Genomic DNA, 15,123 nt, shown 5'->3' with positions numbered 1-15,123 from the left:
GCGAGGGCGGCGCCGGCCGCGCGGACCGCGGCGGCCGGGGCCGCCGCGCGCTCCTCAGCTCACTCCTCGTTGGCCGGCTCGCCGATGCGCACGGACAGCACCCCCGGGGTCTCGGCGAGAGCGGCTGCGAGATCCTGCGTCTGCGTGCCCTTGCCGCCGCGGACGTGCAGGACCAGTTCGATGACCGCCGCGCGCGGGTCGCCGACCTCCTTGCGCCGGGTGTCGACCTCCTGCACCGAGAACCCGCGCTCGGTGACGTCGGCCAGGACGGCGCGCAGCACGCCCTGCCCGTCCTGGTAGGACACCCGGATGGGGGCGGTCTGCGGGCGCCGGCGGGTGATCAGCCGCAGCAGCGGCGGGTAGCCCAGGGCGACCAGGTAGTGGGCGGCCGTCACCGCCGCGGCCACCAGCCACAGCCCCGCTCCCGCCGCTGTCCCCACGGCGGCGGCGACCCAGATCGTCGCGGCGGTGGTCAGCCCGCGCACGATGTCCTGGCGCACGAAGATGACGCCGGCGCCGATGAACCCGATGCCCGAGGCGATCTGGGCGGCCACGCGGGAGGGGTCGAGCGTGATGGAGTCCTCGTCGATCACGTCGAAGAACGCGTACTTGCTGACCACCATGAACAGGGCCGCGCCGACGCCCACCAGGGTGTGCGTGCGCAGGCCCGCGTTCTTCTGCCGCAGCTCGCGCTCCAGGCCGATGAGCGTGCACAGCACGAGCGCGACGGCCAGGGCGATCAGCTGCGCCGGCCCCTGGCCCTCCAGGTTCTCCGCGAATCCGTCCATGGCCCACAGCTACCCGCGGCGGGCGCCGTCCTCCCGCCCGAAGCGGCGCGGGAGGACGCCGGGGAGGAACGCCGGCGGTCAGCCGCGCCGGTGCCCGTTCTGGTGGGAGAGGTTCAGCGCGGTGGTGACCAGCGGAACGTGGCTGAAGGCCTGCGGGAAGTTGCCCACCTGGCGGCCGCTGGAGGCGTCCCACTCCTCGGCGAGCAGCCCCACGTCGTTGCGCAGCGCCAGCAGCCGGTCGAACAGCTCGCGGGCCTCCTTCTCGCGGCCGATGGACAGCAGCGCGTTGGCCATCCAGAAGCTACACGCCAGGAACGCGCCCTCGCTGCCGGGCAGGTGGTCGGCGGCTTCCTCGCGGTCGGTGCGGTAGCGCATCACGAAGCCGTCGATCATCAGGTCGTCGCGGATGGCCTCGATCGTGCCGACGATGCGGGGGTCGCTGTAGGGCAGGAAACCCACCTCGGGCATCAGCAGCAGCGCGGCGTCGAGCTCCCTGCTGCCGTAGTACTGGGTGAAGGTGTTGCGGCGGGCGTCGTAGCCGTACTCGCAGACCTCGGCGTGGATGGTGTCGCGCAGCGCCTTCCAGCGCTCGATGGGCCCCTCCTTGCCGAAGTCCTCGATCATGCGCACGGCGCGGTCGGCGGCCACCCACGCCATGACCTTGGAGTGCACGAAGTGCTGGCGGGGCCCGCGGACCTCCCACAGGCCCTCGTCGGGCTCGTCCCAGCACCACTCCAGGTAGTTCACGAGCGAGCGCTGCAGTCCCCACACGTGCTCGCCGCCCTGCAGGCCGCTGCGCCGCGCCAGGTGCAGAACGTCCATGACCTCGCCGTAGACGTCGAGCTGGTACTGGCCCACGGCGGCGTTGCCGATGCGCACCGGGCGGGAGTCCTCGTAGCCCGGCAGCCAGTCGGCCTCCCACTCCGACAGCCGCCGCTCGCCGCGCACGCCGTACATGATCTGCATGTGCTGGGGCTCGCCGGCCACCGCGCGCACCAGCCACTCCCGCCAGGCCTGCGCCTCGTCGGTGTAGCCGCTGCGGATCAGGGCCTCCAAAGTGATGGTGGCGTCGCGCAGCCAGCAGTAGCGGTAGTCCCAGTTGCGCACCCCGCCGACGTCCTCGGGCAGGGAGGTCGTGGGCGCGGCGACGATGCCGCCGCTGGGGCGGTAGGTCAGTGCCTTGAGGGTGATCAGGGAGCGGACGACGGCGTCGCGGTACTCGCCCTCGTAGGTGCACTGGTCCACCCAGTTGCGCCAGAAGCGCTCGGTGCGCGAGAGGGCCTTCTCGGCGTCGAGGTGGTCGGACTCCTCGACCTGAGAGGGATGCCAGGTCAGGACGAAGGGGACGCGCTGTCCGGCGCTGACGGTGAAGGTGGCGTCGTGCAGGAAGTTGTGGCCCTCCAGCGGCACGGGGGAGCTCATCCAGACCGAGTCGGGCCCGGCGATGGCCACCAGTTCGGTGCCGCTGCGGTGGATCCAGGGGACGACGTTGCCGTAGTCGAAGCGCAGGCGCAGGGCGGTCTGCATCCGCACGGTGCCGGCCAGGCCCTCGACGATGCGGACGATGTGGGGGGCGCCGCCGCGCGGGGGCATGAAGTCGATGACGCGCACCGAGCCTTCGGGGGTGTCCCACTCGGATTCGAGGACCAGCGTCTCGGGGCGGTAGCGGCGCCGCGCGGCGCGGGGCTCGCCGTTGGCCGGCCGCATCCACCAGTTGCCGTTCTGCTCGTCGCCCAGAAGCGCGGAGAAGCAGGCGGGGGAGTCGAAGTGGGGAAGGCAGAGCCAGTCCACGGAGCCGTCGCGCCCCACGAGAGCTGCGGTCTGCATGTCGCCGATCAGCGCGTAATCCTCAATCCAGCCGGACACGCGGCTCACCCCCTTCTCAACCAAGATCACGTCCACGCGGACGTACCGTATCCAACTCCGAACCGCCCCGCGGACACGCGAGAGCGGCGCGTGCACGCGCCACGGCGACGGTATCCGCGCCGGAGTCCGGAGTCGCGGTGGGCCGGTCGGCTGTGCGGGCCGCGTCGCCCGCTGCCGTCACGCTACCGGTTGAAGCGCTTTCCCAGGTGGAGGGCCGACTAAATGTGCTCTAGCAGATACCCGCGCGATGCGTTCGGGAAGCCCCGGGGAAGAGCGGGCTTTTCGCGGGCACGGGCGCGGGCCTCTCCTGATGCCGCGATCGCGCGCAGCCGGGGGTTTGCGACTGAGGATCCGTTATTTCGACGTGATCGGTGCGGTGCGGTGAGCGCCGCTGAAATCGGGGTCCGGATCCGTTTTCCGGGCGACCGATTCCGCGCCCGGCGAGGGCCGCGCAGGGCCGACCGGATCGGCCCCGCGCCGGGCGGATCGGCCGGTCAGCGGCGTTCGTGCGGGCCGGATCCGGCCTCGGCCGGCTCCGGCCCGCCGATGCTCAGCAGCGGGAGCGCGCGCTGGGCGAGCGGCCCGATGGCGACCGCGAACAGCAGTGTGCCCACCCCCACGGTGCCGCCGAGCAGGGCGCCGGCGGCCACCACGGCGACCTCGATGGCCGTGCGGGCGGTGCGCACCGACAGCCGGGTGCGCGCGGCCAGGCCGACCATCAGCCCGTCGCGCGGGCCCGGGCCCAGCCGGGCGCCGATGTAGGCTCCGGTGGCCAGGCCGGTCAGCAGGATGCCGGCCACCAGCACGGCCCAGCGCGCCGCGAGGCCCTCCACTTCCGGCAGCACCCACAGCGAGGCGTCCACCGCCAGTCCCACGACCACGGCGTTGCTGACGGTGCCCAGCCCCACCCGCTGGCGCAGCGGCGCCCACAGCAGCATCACCGCGCCGGCGGTCAGGATGCTGCAGGCGCCCACGGACAGGCCGGTGTGCAGGGCCAGGCCCTGGTGCAGCACGTCCCAGGGCATCGCGCCCAGGCGGGAGCTGATCAGCAGCGCGCAGCCCAGCCCGAAGGCGCTCAGCCCCGCGTAGAGCTGCACCAGGCGGCGCGGTCGGGGCGGCGGCAGCAGCGGGTGGAGGAGCACGCTCCGCGCGATCCTGATCGGCCGGGGTGCAGTGGACACGTGGGTGCCTTTCCGAGTGGGTGAGCGCGGCAGATGGGCCGCAGGGGTTATGTTGGCTCCGCACAATCCGGGAAAAACAGCGCCAATTTCGGAAAGTGGCCCCCTCGTGGTTGGTGAGCGGCGGATCAACGGCCATCTCCTCGCCCGGCTGGTCGGCCCCGAAGCCGACGGCCGGCCCTACTACCTCGCCCTGGGCCGGGCGGTCAGCGGCCTCGTCCTGGACGGCCGGGTGCCCACCTTCACCCGGCTGCCGGCGGAGCGGGACCTTGCCGCGGCCCTGGGCGTCAGCCGCAACACGGTCACCGCCGCCTACACCTGGCTGCGGGAGAACGGGTTCCTGGACAGCCGGCAGGGAGCGGGCAGCTGGACCGTCCTGCCCGAGGGAGGCTCGGCGCCCGGTGTGCTGATGCCCCGTACCGATCGGATCGACCTGGGCGTGGCGGCGCCGTCCGCCGTCGACGGCATCCAGCAGGCCGCGCGCCTGGCGGTGGACCAGCTGGCCGTGCACGTCGGGGGCATCGGCTACAACGTGCGCGGGCTGCCCGAGCTGCGCCACGCCATCGCGCGGCGCTACGTCGAACGGGGCCTGCCCACCGCACCCGAGCAGATCTTCGTCACCAGCGGCGCCATGCACGCCGTCGCGCTGCTGATGGACATCCTCACCGAGCCGGGTGACAGCCTGCTGGTCGAGTCGCCCACCTACCCCCACGCCCTGGACGCCGCGCGTCGGCTTGAGGCGCGCGTGCGCACTGTCGGCGTCACCCCCTCCGGCTGGGACATGGACCACGTGCTCGACGCGTTCCGCCGCATCAGGCCCGCGGCCGCCTACCTCATCCCGGACTTCCAGAACCCCACCGGCGTGCTGATGGACGACCGCGAGCGCGCCGCCGTGGCCGCCGAGGCCCGCCGCGCCGGCAGCGCGCTGATCGTCGACGAGGGCGTGGCCGAACTGGCGATCGACTCCGGCGACCTGCCCGCGCCGCTGGCCGCCCACGACACCGACGGGCGCGTCTTCACCGTCGGCTCGGCCGCCAAGTCCTTCTGGGGCGGCCTGCGCATCGGCTGGGTGCGCACCACACCGCCCATGGTCGAGCGCCTGACCACCGCACGCCAGCGCCTGGACCTCTCCAGCTCGCTGCTGGACCAGCTCACCGTCACCCACCTGCTCGCCGACACGCTGCGCATCCGCGCCGAACGCAGCCGGCAGCTGCGCCGCAACCGCGACGCCCTCGTCGCCGCGCTGCGCGAGAAGCTGCCCGACTGGGAGTTCAGCAGCCCCTCGGGCGGACTGGTGCTGTGGGCGGGACTGCCCGGCGCCGCGGCCAGCGCGCTGGCCGAGAGCGCTTCGCGGCACGGCGTGTACGTGGCGCCCGGGCCGCTGTTCGGCGCCGACGGAACGTTGGAGCGGCGCGTGCGCCTGTCCTACGCGCACGCACCCGAGGTGCTGGTCGAGGGCGTCGACCGGCTGGCGCGCGCCTGGACCCACACGCCGAGCCGGCCCGGCCGGGTGCACCACGGCCTGCTGGGCTGACCGTTCGGGCTCGGCACCGATCGGCCCGCCCGGCCGCCGGCGCCGCGCGCAGCCCGGTCCGGCGGGCGCACCGCCCCGCGGGGCCGCACTCCGACCTTTCCGGGACCGCCTGCGCCGCGGCCGGTGCGCCTGTCGGAAGCCCGCCCCGCAGGGTCCTTGCGGCCGCCCGCGGGCCGTGGTGCGATGAGCGCACCGGAAGCGACCCGCGCCACATCGGGAGGCCGTGATGGACGACACCGGCGGCGCCGACACCGAGGTCCTGCGGCTGCAACGGGAGATCGACGCGCAGATCGTCGGCCCGACCCTCGTGGACCGGCTGCGCCGGACGGCCGACGAGCACGGGGACCTCCCGGCGCTCTCGCGCCGCGTCGCGGGGGCCGACGGCACCGGCGCCGAGTGGGAGACGCTGACCTGGGCGCAGTACCGGCGGGCCGCGCTGGAGACGGCGGCGGGTCTGATCGCCTACGGCCTGCGGCCCGGCGAGGTGGTCGCCCTGATGCTGCCCAATCGCCCCGAGCACCTCGTCGCCGACATGGGCGCCGTGCATGCCGGCGGCGTCCCGCTCACCGTCTACGCGACCTTCCCGCCCGAGCAGGTCGAGTTCGTCGCCGCCGACTGCGGCGCGGCCGCCGCCGTGCTGCAGGGCGCCGATGAGCTGGAGCGCTGGCGCCCCGCCCTGGAGCGCCTGCCGCGGCTGCGCACCGTGGTCCTGCTCGACGCCGGCGCGGTACCGGACGGACCCAGCCCGGGCGGCACCGCGTTCGTCAGCTGGGCGGAGCTGCGCCGCACCGGCGGCGAGCGCTACGCCGCCGACCCCGCGGCCGTGCACGAGCGCGCGGCCGCGCTCGGCCCGCAGGACACCGCCACGCTGCTCTACACCTCCGGCACCACCGGCAGGCCCAAGGGGGTGCCCGAGACCCACCGGCAGGTGCTGTTCCAGGCGGCGACCACGCTGCGCGCCAACGACCTGCCGTTAGGCGGGTCCTCGGTCTCCTACCTGCCGCTGGCCCACATCGCCGAGCGCATCCTCAGCGTGTACCTGCCGATCCAGGTGGCCGGGCACGTGCACTTCTGCCCCGACCCCGCCGAGCTCGGCACCTACCTGGGACTGGTGCGCCCGCACGCGCTGTTCGGCGTGCCGCGGGTGTGGGAGAAGCTGCAGTCGCGCCTGGCGGCCGCCCTGGACGCAGCGCCCGACGAGCAGCGCATGGCCATGGCCGAGGCCTCCGAGACCGCCCGCGCCTACCTGGAGGCCGGCCAGTACGGGCGCACTCGCGGCCCCGAGCTGGAGCGGAGCTTCGCCGAGACCGACGCGGCCGTGCTGGCGCCCATCCGCGCCCTGATCGGGCTGGACCGCTGCACCTCCTTCACCACAGCGGCCGCGCCGATATCCGAGGAGACGCTGCGCTTCTACAGCGGGCTCGGCGTGCTGCTGCGCGACGTGTACGGCATGACCGAGAACTGCGGTCCGGCCACCGTCAACCGCCCCGGCGCCTACAAGTTCGGCAGCGTCGGCCGGCCCTGCGACGGCGTCGAGGTCGCCACCGCCCCCGACGGCGAGATCCTGGTGCGCGGCCCCGTCAACACCGCCGGCTACCTCAACCGCCCCGACGACACCGCGGCGCTCTACTGCGGGGACGGCTGGCTGCGCACCGGCGACCTCGGCTCCGTGGACGACGACGGGTTCGTCTACGTGCTCGACCGCAAGAAGGAGCTGATCATCACCTCGGGCGGGGAGAACATCGCGCCGGCCGCCGTCGAGAGCCGCCTCACCGAGCACCCGCTCATCGGCCAGGCCATGGCCTGCGGCGACGGGCGCCCCCACGCGGCGGCGCTGCTGACGCTGGACGCCGAGGCGGCGCCGGGCTGGGCGCTCGCGCAGGGGCTCGGCGAGACCGACCCGGCCGTGCTCGCCGCGCACCCCGACGTGCTGGCCGAGGTCGAACGTGCGGTCGACGCCGCCAACGCCCGGCTGGCGCGCGCCCACCGGGTCAGGCGCTGGCGGCTGCTGCCGGGGGAGTGGACGGTCGAGGGCGGGGAGCTGACCCCGTCGCTCAAGGTCAAGCGCCGGGTGGTGCAGCGCAAGTACGCCGACGCCATCAACGGGCTCTACGCCGGCTGAGCCCGGGCGGCGCACCGCCCGGCGAAGCGCACGACCTCCTCCAGCACCTCCTCCCGGTTGGTCTCGTTGAAGACCTCGTGCCGGGCGCCGGGGAAGATCCGCACCGCCACGTCCTCGCCCGCGAGCTCCTCGATGCCCACCCGGGTGTCGGAGATCGGCACCAGGCTGTCCTGCGAGCCGTGTACCCACAGCAGCGGCGTGCCGCCGAGGCGGCCGTGCTCGCGGATGCGCGCCAGCTCGGTGTGCAGGGCCTGCAGCAGCTCCCGCTTGAAGGGGCCGTGCCAGACCAGGTCGTCGGCGGTGTAGTCGGCGGCCACCTGCGGGTCGCGCGAGAGCGTGGAGGCGTCCAGCGGCACGTCGGGGATCTCGGGCGCGGCCAGCAGCTCGCTCGCACTGGTCCAGCGGCCCAGCACCGGGCCCGAGAGCACGAGCCCGGCGAGCCCGCCGGGGTGCAGCTGGGCGTAGCGGGCGGCGATCATGCCGCCCATGGAGTGGCCGACGAGTACCAGGGGCAGCGTGCGGTAGGCGGTGCGGGCCTGGGTGACGAGCCGGTGCACGTCCTCGACCACCCCGTCGAAGTCGTCGATGTGCACCCGCTCCCCCGAGGAGCGGCCGTGGCCGCGGTGGTCGAGCCCGTAGACGGCGGCGCCGCCGGCGCACAGCGCCCCGGCGGTGTGCTCGTAGCGCCCGATGTGCTCGCCGTAGCCGTGCACCAGCACCGCCAGCCACGCGGGTTCGGCGCGCTGGGGCGCCCACGCCCGCGCGTACAGGCGCTCGGAGCCGTTGCTGCCGCCGGGCAGTTCCCATTCGCGCGATACGACCACTGCGACTCCTGATCCTTCCCGGACGACCCTGTCGCGGGCAGCCTAACGACCCGTCCGCGCCCGGCACACGCACCCGTGCCCCGGCCCCGCGGCCGCCGGCGCGTGATGGCGGTCGGCGCGGCGCAGTGGCGATCGCTGAACCCATGGGGGTGTAACCGGAAAAAGATTCATTCAAGCATTACCGTCTGCTAGTGTAACCGCTAAATAACAAGTTTGAACGTTACATCCGGAGGGTTCCATGCCGACCACCGCCGGCGCGTCCGCGTCGATCCCGCCCGTCTTTGCCGCCTGGAGCCTGCCCGAGCGCATCGCCGTCTCGGGCGGCAGCGTCGCCGCCGGCGCGCTCGGCCAGGGTCCGCCCGTCGTCCTGGTGCACGGGACGCCGGCCTGGTCCTATCTGTGGCGCGGCGTCGCCGAACGGCTCGCCGAGCACCGCACCGTGTACCTGTGGGACATGCTCGGCTACGGCGACTCCCACCCCGCCCCCGGCGTCGCGCCCACGATCGCCCGCCAGGCCGCCGTACTCGCCGAACTGGTCGAACATTGGGGGCTGGAGGCGCCCGCCCTGGTCGGCCACGACATCGGCGGCGGTGTGCTCGCGCGCGCCCACCTGGTGGAGGGTGTGGCGGCGAGCGCGCTGGGGCTGGTCGACGCCGCCGTACTGGGACCGTGGAACACCCCCTTCACCGACCACCAGCAGCGCTACGCCGAGGCGTACCGCACCATGCCCGCCGACGTGTTCGCCGACCTGGCCGCCCTGCGCCTGCGCAGCGCCACGCGGACGCCGCTGCCCGACGAGGTCGCCGCCGCCTACCTGGCCCCGTGGGCGGGGCGGAGGGGGCAGCGGCGCTGGGTCGACCAGGTGGCCGCCGTGCACCACGAGGACACCCGCGAAGCGGTCCGGCGCATGGACGCCGTCGCCGCTCCCACGCTGGTGCTGTGGGGCGAGCAGGACACGTGGCTGCCGCCGGAGACCGGTGAGCGCCTCGCCGCCGCCATCCCCGGAGCCCGCCTGCGGACGGTGCCCGACGCGGGCCACTTCCTGCCCGAGGACGCGCCGGAGGACGTGGCGGCGGCGCTGCTGGAGCACGTCGGGAGCTGACGCGGGCGGACCGGCCCCGAGGTTCGGGCCCTCGGGCGGTCAGGCCTGGGCGCCGTTGCCGGCCCCGCCCGCCCAGACGGGGGTGCGCACCACTCCCGCGAGGTAGGTGACCACCGGGCCCGCGACGGCCAGGATGATCACGTAGGCCGCGGCGAACGGGACCAGGCCCGGCGCGGCACCCGCGGCCAGCCCGGCGATGACCACGGAGAACTCGCCGCGCGGGATGAGCACCGTGCCCGCGCGCAGCCGGCCGCGGCGGCCCACGCCGTCGCGGCCGGCTGCGTAGAAGCCCACCGCCGTCTTGGTCAGCGCCGTCACCGCGGCCAGCGCGGCCGCGGCGGGCAGCATCGGAACCAGGTTGCGCGGGTCGATGGTCAGCCCGATGGCCAGGAAGAACACCAGCGAGAACAGGTCGCGCAGCGGTTCCATGGCCAGGCGCGTGCGCTGGGCGAGCTGGCCGCTCAGCGCGAGTCCGACCAGGAAGGCGCCCACGGCGGCCGAAGCGTGGGCGGCCTCGGCCGCGCCCGCCACCAGCAGGGTGAGGCCGAGGATGCGCAGCAGGAACTGCTCGGAGTCGCCGGTGTCGAGGATGCGGTTGATCGGCTCGTGCAGGCGGTGGGACGCGAACAGGGCGACCGCCACCGCCACCAGTGCCGTGGTCAGCGTGAACGTGGTCCGTCCCCAGGTGCTGCCGACCACCGCCGCGCCCAGCAGCGGCAGGTAGACCGCCATGGCGATGTCCTCCAGCACCAGCACCGACAGAACGGAGGGCGTCTCGCGGTTGCCCAGCCGCCCCAGGTCGTGGAGCAGCCGCGCCACGATGCCCGACGACGAGATCCAGGTGATCCCCGCCAGCGCGACGACGCCGCGCCAGTCCAGCCCCAGCAGCCAGCCCGCCGCGGCTCCGGGCAGCGCGTTGAGCACCGCGTCCAGCACTGAGGAGGGCAGGTGCAGCCGCAGGCTCTGCGAGAACTCCTCGGGGGAGAACTCCAGCCCCAGCAGCAACAGCAGCAGGACCATCCCGATCGCCGCCCCCGTGCCGATGAAGTCGCCTGCCGCCGGCACCGGAGCCACTCCGCCCTCGCCCAGCGCCAGCCCGGCCAGCAGGTACAGCGGAACCGGGGAGAGGCCGAAGCGCCGCGCGGCGGCCGAGATCAGGCTGAGCACCACCAGCACGGCGCCGAGTTCGAGGAAGAGGGGGACGGAGATCTCCATGTCGGGGGCCGGTTAGGAGGCGCCGACGATGTGCTCGACGCCCGCGATGCCTTCGTCGGTGCCCACCACGACCAGGACGTCGCCTGCGTGCAGCGCCTGGGCGGGGGTCGGAGAGGCGATGACGTGGTCGCCCCGCACGATCGCGACGATCGACGCGCCGGTGCGGGTGCGCGCCCGGGTGTCGCCCAGGGTGCGGTCGCGGTAGGGGGAGTGCTCGCCGATCTCGATCTGGCCCGAGACCAGGCCGGGGACCTCGCGGGTGAGGTCGGCGAAGCGCTCGGCCACGCGCGGTGCCCCCAGCATCTCGGCGACGGCCTCGGACTCGTCGCGGTTCAGGTGCATCAGGTGGCGCGGCGAGTCGGGATCGCCGCTGCCGTAGACGAGCAGTTCGGCGTCGCCGGTGCGGCGGGCGATCACCCCCACGCGCGCGCCGCGCGAGGTGGTGAACTCGTAGCGGATGCCCACTCCGGGCAGAAGTACTTCAGTGACCTCCATGGACGACATGTTCCCGGCGCGGGTCCCGCTACGCCCGGGGGCGCGCGGCGGTTGTGCCCACAGGTGTGCGGGCGGCGCGCCCGGGGGTGCGCGCCCCGGGAAGGCAGGGGGTCGGGGGCAGGTCGCGGCGTGGCCCGATCCGGCCGGGAGTTGCAAAGCCGCCGTCGGCGGCGCGATTGGTAGGATTGTATACAGGAGTGCGGTGCCGACGTAGCATTACTCCTAAGAGGACGATGTTCGCTGATCGGAATAATCACCACTAACGGCTCAGTGATCGACAGACGCGACCAAGCAGGCATCTTTTAGGCTGGAGCTGCGCCGGGAACCACCTAAGTGACGTCACCGCTGACGCGAACGCATCGCCGAGGCCGGACGGCCACCCGAGACAGAAGAGGTGACGCCCCATGCTGGCCGACTCCTACGGAAGGGTCGCCACGGACCTGAGGGTCTCGCTCACCGACCGCTGCAACCTGCGCTGCTCCTACTGCATGCCGCCCGAGGGCCTGGAGTGGCTGCCCAAGGACGAGGTTCTCACCGACGACGAGGTGAACCGCCTGATCCGCATCGGTGTCACCATGCTCGGCATCGAGGAGATCCGCTTCACCGGCGGCGAGCCGCTGCTGCGCCGCGGCCTGACCGGCATCGTCGCCGCGAGCACCGCGCTGCGCCCCCGTCCCCAGACCGCCCTGACCACCAACGGCATCGGCCTGGCGCGCACCGCCCCGGCCCTGGCCGAGGCCGGGCTGGACCGCGTCAACGTCTCGCTGGACACGCTGCGCCCCGACGTCTTCGAGCGGCTCGCCCGCCGCCGGCGGCTGCCCGACGTCCTCGAAGGCATGGCCGGAGCCGCCGCGGCCGGGCTCACCCCGGTCAAGGTCAACACCGTGCTGATGCGCGACGTCAACGACGCCGAGGCTCCCGACCTGCTGCGCTACTGCCTCGACCACGGCTACCAGCTGCGGTTCATCGAGCAGATGCCGCTGGACGCCCAGCACGGCTGGCGGCGCGACACCATGGTCACCGCCGACGAGATCCTGGACCGCCTGGGCGCCGTCTACCGTCTGGATCCCGCCGACGACCACACGCGCGGCAGCGCTCCGGCCGAACTGTTCTACGTCGACGGCGGACCCGAGACCGTCGGGGTGATCGGTTCGGTCACCCGCCCGTTCTGCGGCGCCTGCGACCGCGTGCGGCTGACGGCCGAAGGCGAGATCCGCAACTGCCTGTTCGCCCGCGAGGAGTCGGACCTGCGTGCACCGCTGCGCAGCGGCGCGACCGACGAGGAGATCGCCGAACGCTGGCGCGCCGCCGTCGCCTCGAAGCTGCCCGGACACGGCATCAACGACCCCAGCTTCCTGCAGCCCTCCCGGCCGATGTCGGCCATCGGCGGCTGAGAGCCCCGGCACACGGCGCCCCAGCGCACAAGCCGCCGGAGCCTTCGGCACCGGCGGCTCGGGGCGCACGCCCGGCGGCCCCGGCGCCGCCGGCCGGTGCACCCTGTTCCGCCGATTCCTGCCGCACCGGTTGTCGGCCCCGCGAAGTCCGGCGAGACTCCTTAGCTATGAAGGGCGACGACGAGGACGACGAGACCGGCGCACCGGGCGGCATCCGCAATGTGTCGACCGGCGACGCCGCCAACGTGATCCAGGCGGGACACGTGCACGGCGGTATCCACGTGCACGGGCCTTCGCCCGCGGATCCGGCCGCTCCCCGGCCGCTGATCCTGGCCGGCACCCCGCACCTCACCCGGCACGAACTGGCCGCCACGCTGCGCGGCCACTGGGGCCAGGCCCGGCACCGGTTCTTCGCCGCCATGGGGACCCCCGAGGCGCCCTCCGAAGGCTGGAGCGACCTCGTCTCGTGGCTGCGGCAGTTCGACGACCCCGACCACGACGACGTCGAGGGCCGGATCGAGCTGATCGACCACTACCTCAAGGACACCGCGCTCAGCCCCGACGTGAAGCTGCTGCACCTGCTGCGCTGGCTGGCCCCGGAAGGGCCCGTGGTCTACCGGGGCCGGAGGATCGGCGCCGGTCTGCTGATCGACGCCTGCCGCCCGGGACCGACGGATGACCGGGGCGGCGACCCCGGCCTCTACGCCGATGTGCGCAAGCACCGCCTGCTGGACGTGTTCGCCCGGTTCACCCGGCTGCGCGCGCTCACGGGCGTGCAGAGCAGGTGGGACGACGCCTGGCGCACCTGGCGCGCCGCGGCGCAGAGGGTCCCCGGGCTCCCCGAGGAGATCCGCGCCTGGGCCGGGGCGGACGCCCGGCGGCCGCTGCTGCTGACGGTCCTTCCCTACGCGCGCGCCGCGGAGGCGCTGCGGGAGGCCGCGGCCGCCACCGCGGAGCCGGACACCGCCGACGCGCACTGGTGTCCGTGGTTCCCCCGGCTGGTCGAGGCCATGGGCGGGCCGGAGAGGCCGCCGGCGCTCGTGGCGCGGTCGGCCTGCGGCGCCTTCGCGATGCGCGTCGCGGGCGCGGAGCGCCACCGCGCGCGCACCGAGGACGAGCTCGGGCGCCGGCGGCGCTCCGCCGTCGAGGAGCGGCGGCGCCGCGAGCAGGAGTGGCGGGACTACGAGGCGGCCCGCCTCGCCCCCGCGGCCCGGTGGCGAGCGGCGGGGCGGGGCGCGGTCTGGGTCGCGATGTGGTGCGCTCCGGGCGTCGCCGCGGCCTGGCTCATCTGGGGTCCGCTGCTGGGCACACCCGACATCGCGCGGCTGGTCCTCTACCAGGCCGTCGCCGCGACGGCGGCCGGCATGGGCGTGCGCGCCGCTCTCGCCGCCAAGCTGGGCGGCGCCTACCGTCCGCCGATCAGCAGCCCGCACCGGTGGATGCCGACCGGCGCCGCGGACGTCCGCCGCGCCGCGGTGCGGCTGGCCGGCTTCGGGGTGTTCCTCTTCCTGGTAGGAAACACGGCCCACGACTTCGTCCTGCGTCGGGAGGAGGCGGCGATCGGCCCGTCGCCCGGCTTCTCCCTGGGCCTCGCCGTCACGGGAGCCTTCCTCCTCGGGTTCGCTGTGTTGGCGGCCATGATGACCGCCGTGGCGTGTGCGGGTCTGCAGAGCTGGGACGAGGAGCACCGGGAGCGCCGCCGCGCCCACCTCGAGGGGAGCCGGGAGCACTAGGCGACGCCGGTCGACGCGATCGGCCCGCCGCCGGGCGTCGAGGGCATGGCGGCGGCCGCGGACGCCTCCGGTAGGAACCGCGGTTCTCGGACAGGCCGACCGGGTGGCAACGCCTCCGCCGGCCGTCCGAGGGGCGGCACTGCCCCGACCGGCGCGTCACACCCCCGAGAGGTCCACCACGGCGGAGTCGTCGAAGCTGACGAAGCCCCGCAGCTCCAACGTGTCGAGCTGCACGCCCTGCGGAACGTCGAACACCAGCTCGCCGTCGACCGTGTTGCCCGGGTTGATCTCGTTGAGGAAGCTCTCGGCGCCGCCGGTGATCTCCGCCGCCGTATCCGTCGAGTACTCCTTGCCCTCGACGTCCACCAGCGTCTGCGAGCCGGAGTCGAAGTATCCCGCCTCATCGCCGACGTTCTGCACGGTCACCGACACCACCACGTACTGGCCGTCCGGGGTCTCGGTGAGAAACCCCGACTCGTCGGTGACCTCCATGACGCCGGTCTGCACGTCGGTGACGGTGAAGGAGAACGCCCCGGACTCGACGGCGTCGCCGAGCGCCGCCGGCTCATCGTCCCCGCCGCTGGACCCGCCCTCGGTCGGCTCCGCGCCGGTGCCGCCATCGGCCTGCGGCGGGGTCTTGGGCTCGACGGCGTCTCCGCCGGGCGCGGCCACGATCACGGCCATGCACCCGCCCACCAGCAGGACGAATCCCACGATCGCGGCGATGCCGCACCCGAGGCCGATCTTGCTTCCGGTGGTGAGCCCGCCGCTTCGCTGCGGCCGGCTGTGGATCGGCGGCGGGGGCGGCGGGACGTTGTAGCTCATGGCGCGCTCTCCTTCGGCGTGGTGCCCGGGTAGCGCCGAATGTAGAC

The 15,123-nt window shown here is 74.1% G+C and carries 12 protein-coding genes; 5 read left to right on the top strand and 7 right to left on the bottom strand.

Annotated features, from left to right (window positions below):
* Positions 1–59 precede the first annotated feature (59 nt).
* The 3 genes from ABEA15_RS03130 to yczE form a co-directional block, all read right to left on the bottom strand.
* Positions 60–788: an MgtC/SapB family protein gene (locus tag ABEA15_RS03130; RefSeq protein ID WP_345555395.1), complete on the bottom strand. Its 729-nt coding sequence runs from the start codon at positions 786–788 to the stop codon at positions 60–62.
* Between the two features lie 78 nt (positions 789–866).
* Entirely contained in the window at positions 867–2,654 is a 1,788-nt protein-coding gene (locus ABEA15_RS03125; protein WP_345555460.1) for a glycoside hydrolase family 15 protein, read from the bottom strand.
* Between the two features lie 494 nt (positions 2,655–3,148).
* The gene (yczE, locus tag ABEA15_RS03120; RefSeq protein WP_345555394.1) at positions 3,149–3,835 is read right to left on the bottom strand and encodes a membrane protein YczE; all 687 of its coding nucleotides are present in this window, start codon (positions 3,833–3,835) and stop codon (positions 3,149–3,151) included.
* Positions 3,836–3,941: 106 nt separating this feature from the next.
* Here yczE and yczR point away from each other — a divergent pair, with 106 nt between their 5' ends.
* Both yczR and ABEA15_RS03110 read left to right on the top strand, forming a co-directional pair.
* Positions 3,942–5,366 carry a MocR-like transcription factor YczR gene (gene yczR / locus ABEA15_RS03115; RefSeq protein WP_345555393.1) on the top strand — a complete coding sequence of 475 codons (1,425 nt, stop codon included), beginning with the start codon at positions 3,942–3,944 and terminating at the stop codon, positions 5,364–5,366.
* 226 nt (positions 5,367–5,592) lie between these two features.
* Complete coding sequence (locus ABEA15_RS03110; RefSeq protein ID WP_345555392.1) at positions 5,593–7,488, top strand: AMP-dependent synthetase/ligase; 1,896 nt, start codon at positions 5,593–5,595, stop codon at positions 7,486–7,488.
* On the opposite strand, the gene ABEA15_RS03105 is transcribed toward ABEA15_RS03110, so the two are convergent.
* Positions 7,476–8,312, bottom strand: a complete 837-nt coding sequence (locus ABEA15_RS03105) for an alpha/beta hydrolase (RefSeq protein WP_345555391.1) — start codon at positions 8,310–8,312, stop codon at positions 7,476–7,478. The two genes, ABEA15_RS03110 and ABEA15_RS03105, sit on opposite strands and share 13 nt — an antisense overlap.
* A 238-nt stretch (positions 8,313–8,550) precedes the next feature.
* On the opposite strand from ABEA15_RS03105, the gene ABEA15_RS03100 reads away from it, so the two are divergent.
* Positions 8,551–9,414, top strand: a complete 864-nt coding sequence (locus ABEA15_RS03100; protein WP_345555390.1) for an alpha/beta fold hydrolase — start codon at positions 8,551–8,553, stop codon at positions 9,412–9,414.
* A 39-nt stretch (positions 9,415–9,453) separates the two neighbouring features.
* On the opposite strand, the gene ABEA15_RS03095 is transcribed toward ABEA15_RS03100, so the two are convergent.
* Together ABEA15_RS03095 and ABEA15_RS03090 are read right to left on the bottom strand one after the other, a co-directional pair.
* A complete protein-coding gene (locus ABEA15_RS03095) occupies positions 9,454–10,629 on the bottom strand; it encodes a cation:proton antiporter (RefSeq protein WP_344145108.1) in 1,176 nt (391 codons plus the stop codon).
* Between the two features lie 12 nt (positions 10,630–10,641).
* Positions 10,642–11,124 carry a cation:proton antiporter regulatory subunit gene (locus ABEA15_RS03090; RefSeq protein ID WP_345555389.1) on the bottom strand — a complete coding sequence of 161 codons (483 nt, stop codon included), beginning with the start codon at positions 11,122–11,124 and terminating at the stop codon, positions 10,642–10,644.
* 404 nt (positions 11,125–11,528) lie between these two features.
* Here ABEA15_RS03090 and moaA point away from each other — a divergent pair, with 404 nt between their 5' ends.
* Both moaA and ABEA15_RS03080 read left to right on the top strand, forming a co-directional pair.
* Positions 11,529–12,518, top strand: a complete 990-nt coding sequence (gene moaA / locus ABEA15_RS03085) for a GTP 3',8-cyclase MoaA (protein WP_345555388.1) — start codon at positions 11,529–11,531, stop codon at positions 12,516–12,518.
* Between the two features lie 167 nt (positions 12,519–12,685).
* Entirely contained in the window at positions 12,686–14,251 is a 1,566-nt protein-coding gene (locus ABEA15_RS03080) for a hypothetical protein (protein ID WP_345555387.1), read from the top strand.
* Positions 14,252–14,407: 156 nt separating this feature from the next.
* Here ABEA15_RS03080 and ABEA15_RS03075 read toward each other — a convergent pair whose 3' ends face one another.
* Positions 14,408–15,076: a DUF4352 domain-containing protein gene (locus ABEA15_RS03075; RefSeq protein ID WP_345555386.1), complete on the bottom strand. Its 669-nt coding sequence runs from the start codon at positions 15,074–15,076 to the stop codon at positions 14,408–14,410.
* Between the last annotated feature and the right edge of the window lie 47 nt (positions 15,077–15,123).

This window comes from Streptomonospora halophila (assembly GCF_039542725.1).
In the GTDB taxonomy this organism is placed as follows: domain Bacteria; phylum Actinomycetota; class Actinomycetes; order Streptosporangiales; family Streptosporangiaceae; genus Streptomonospora; species Streptomonospora halophila.
Note: the sequence above shows the minus strand (reverse complement) of the source record. Positions and strands in the feature narration are given on the sequence as shown.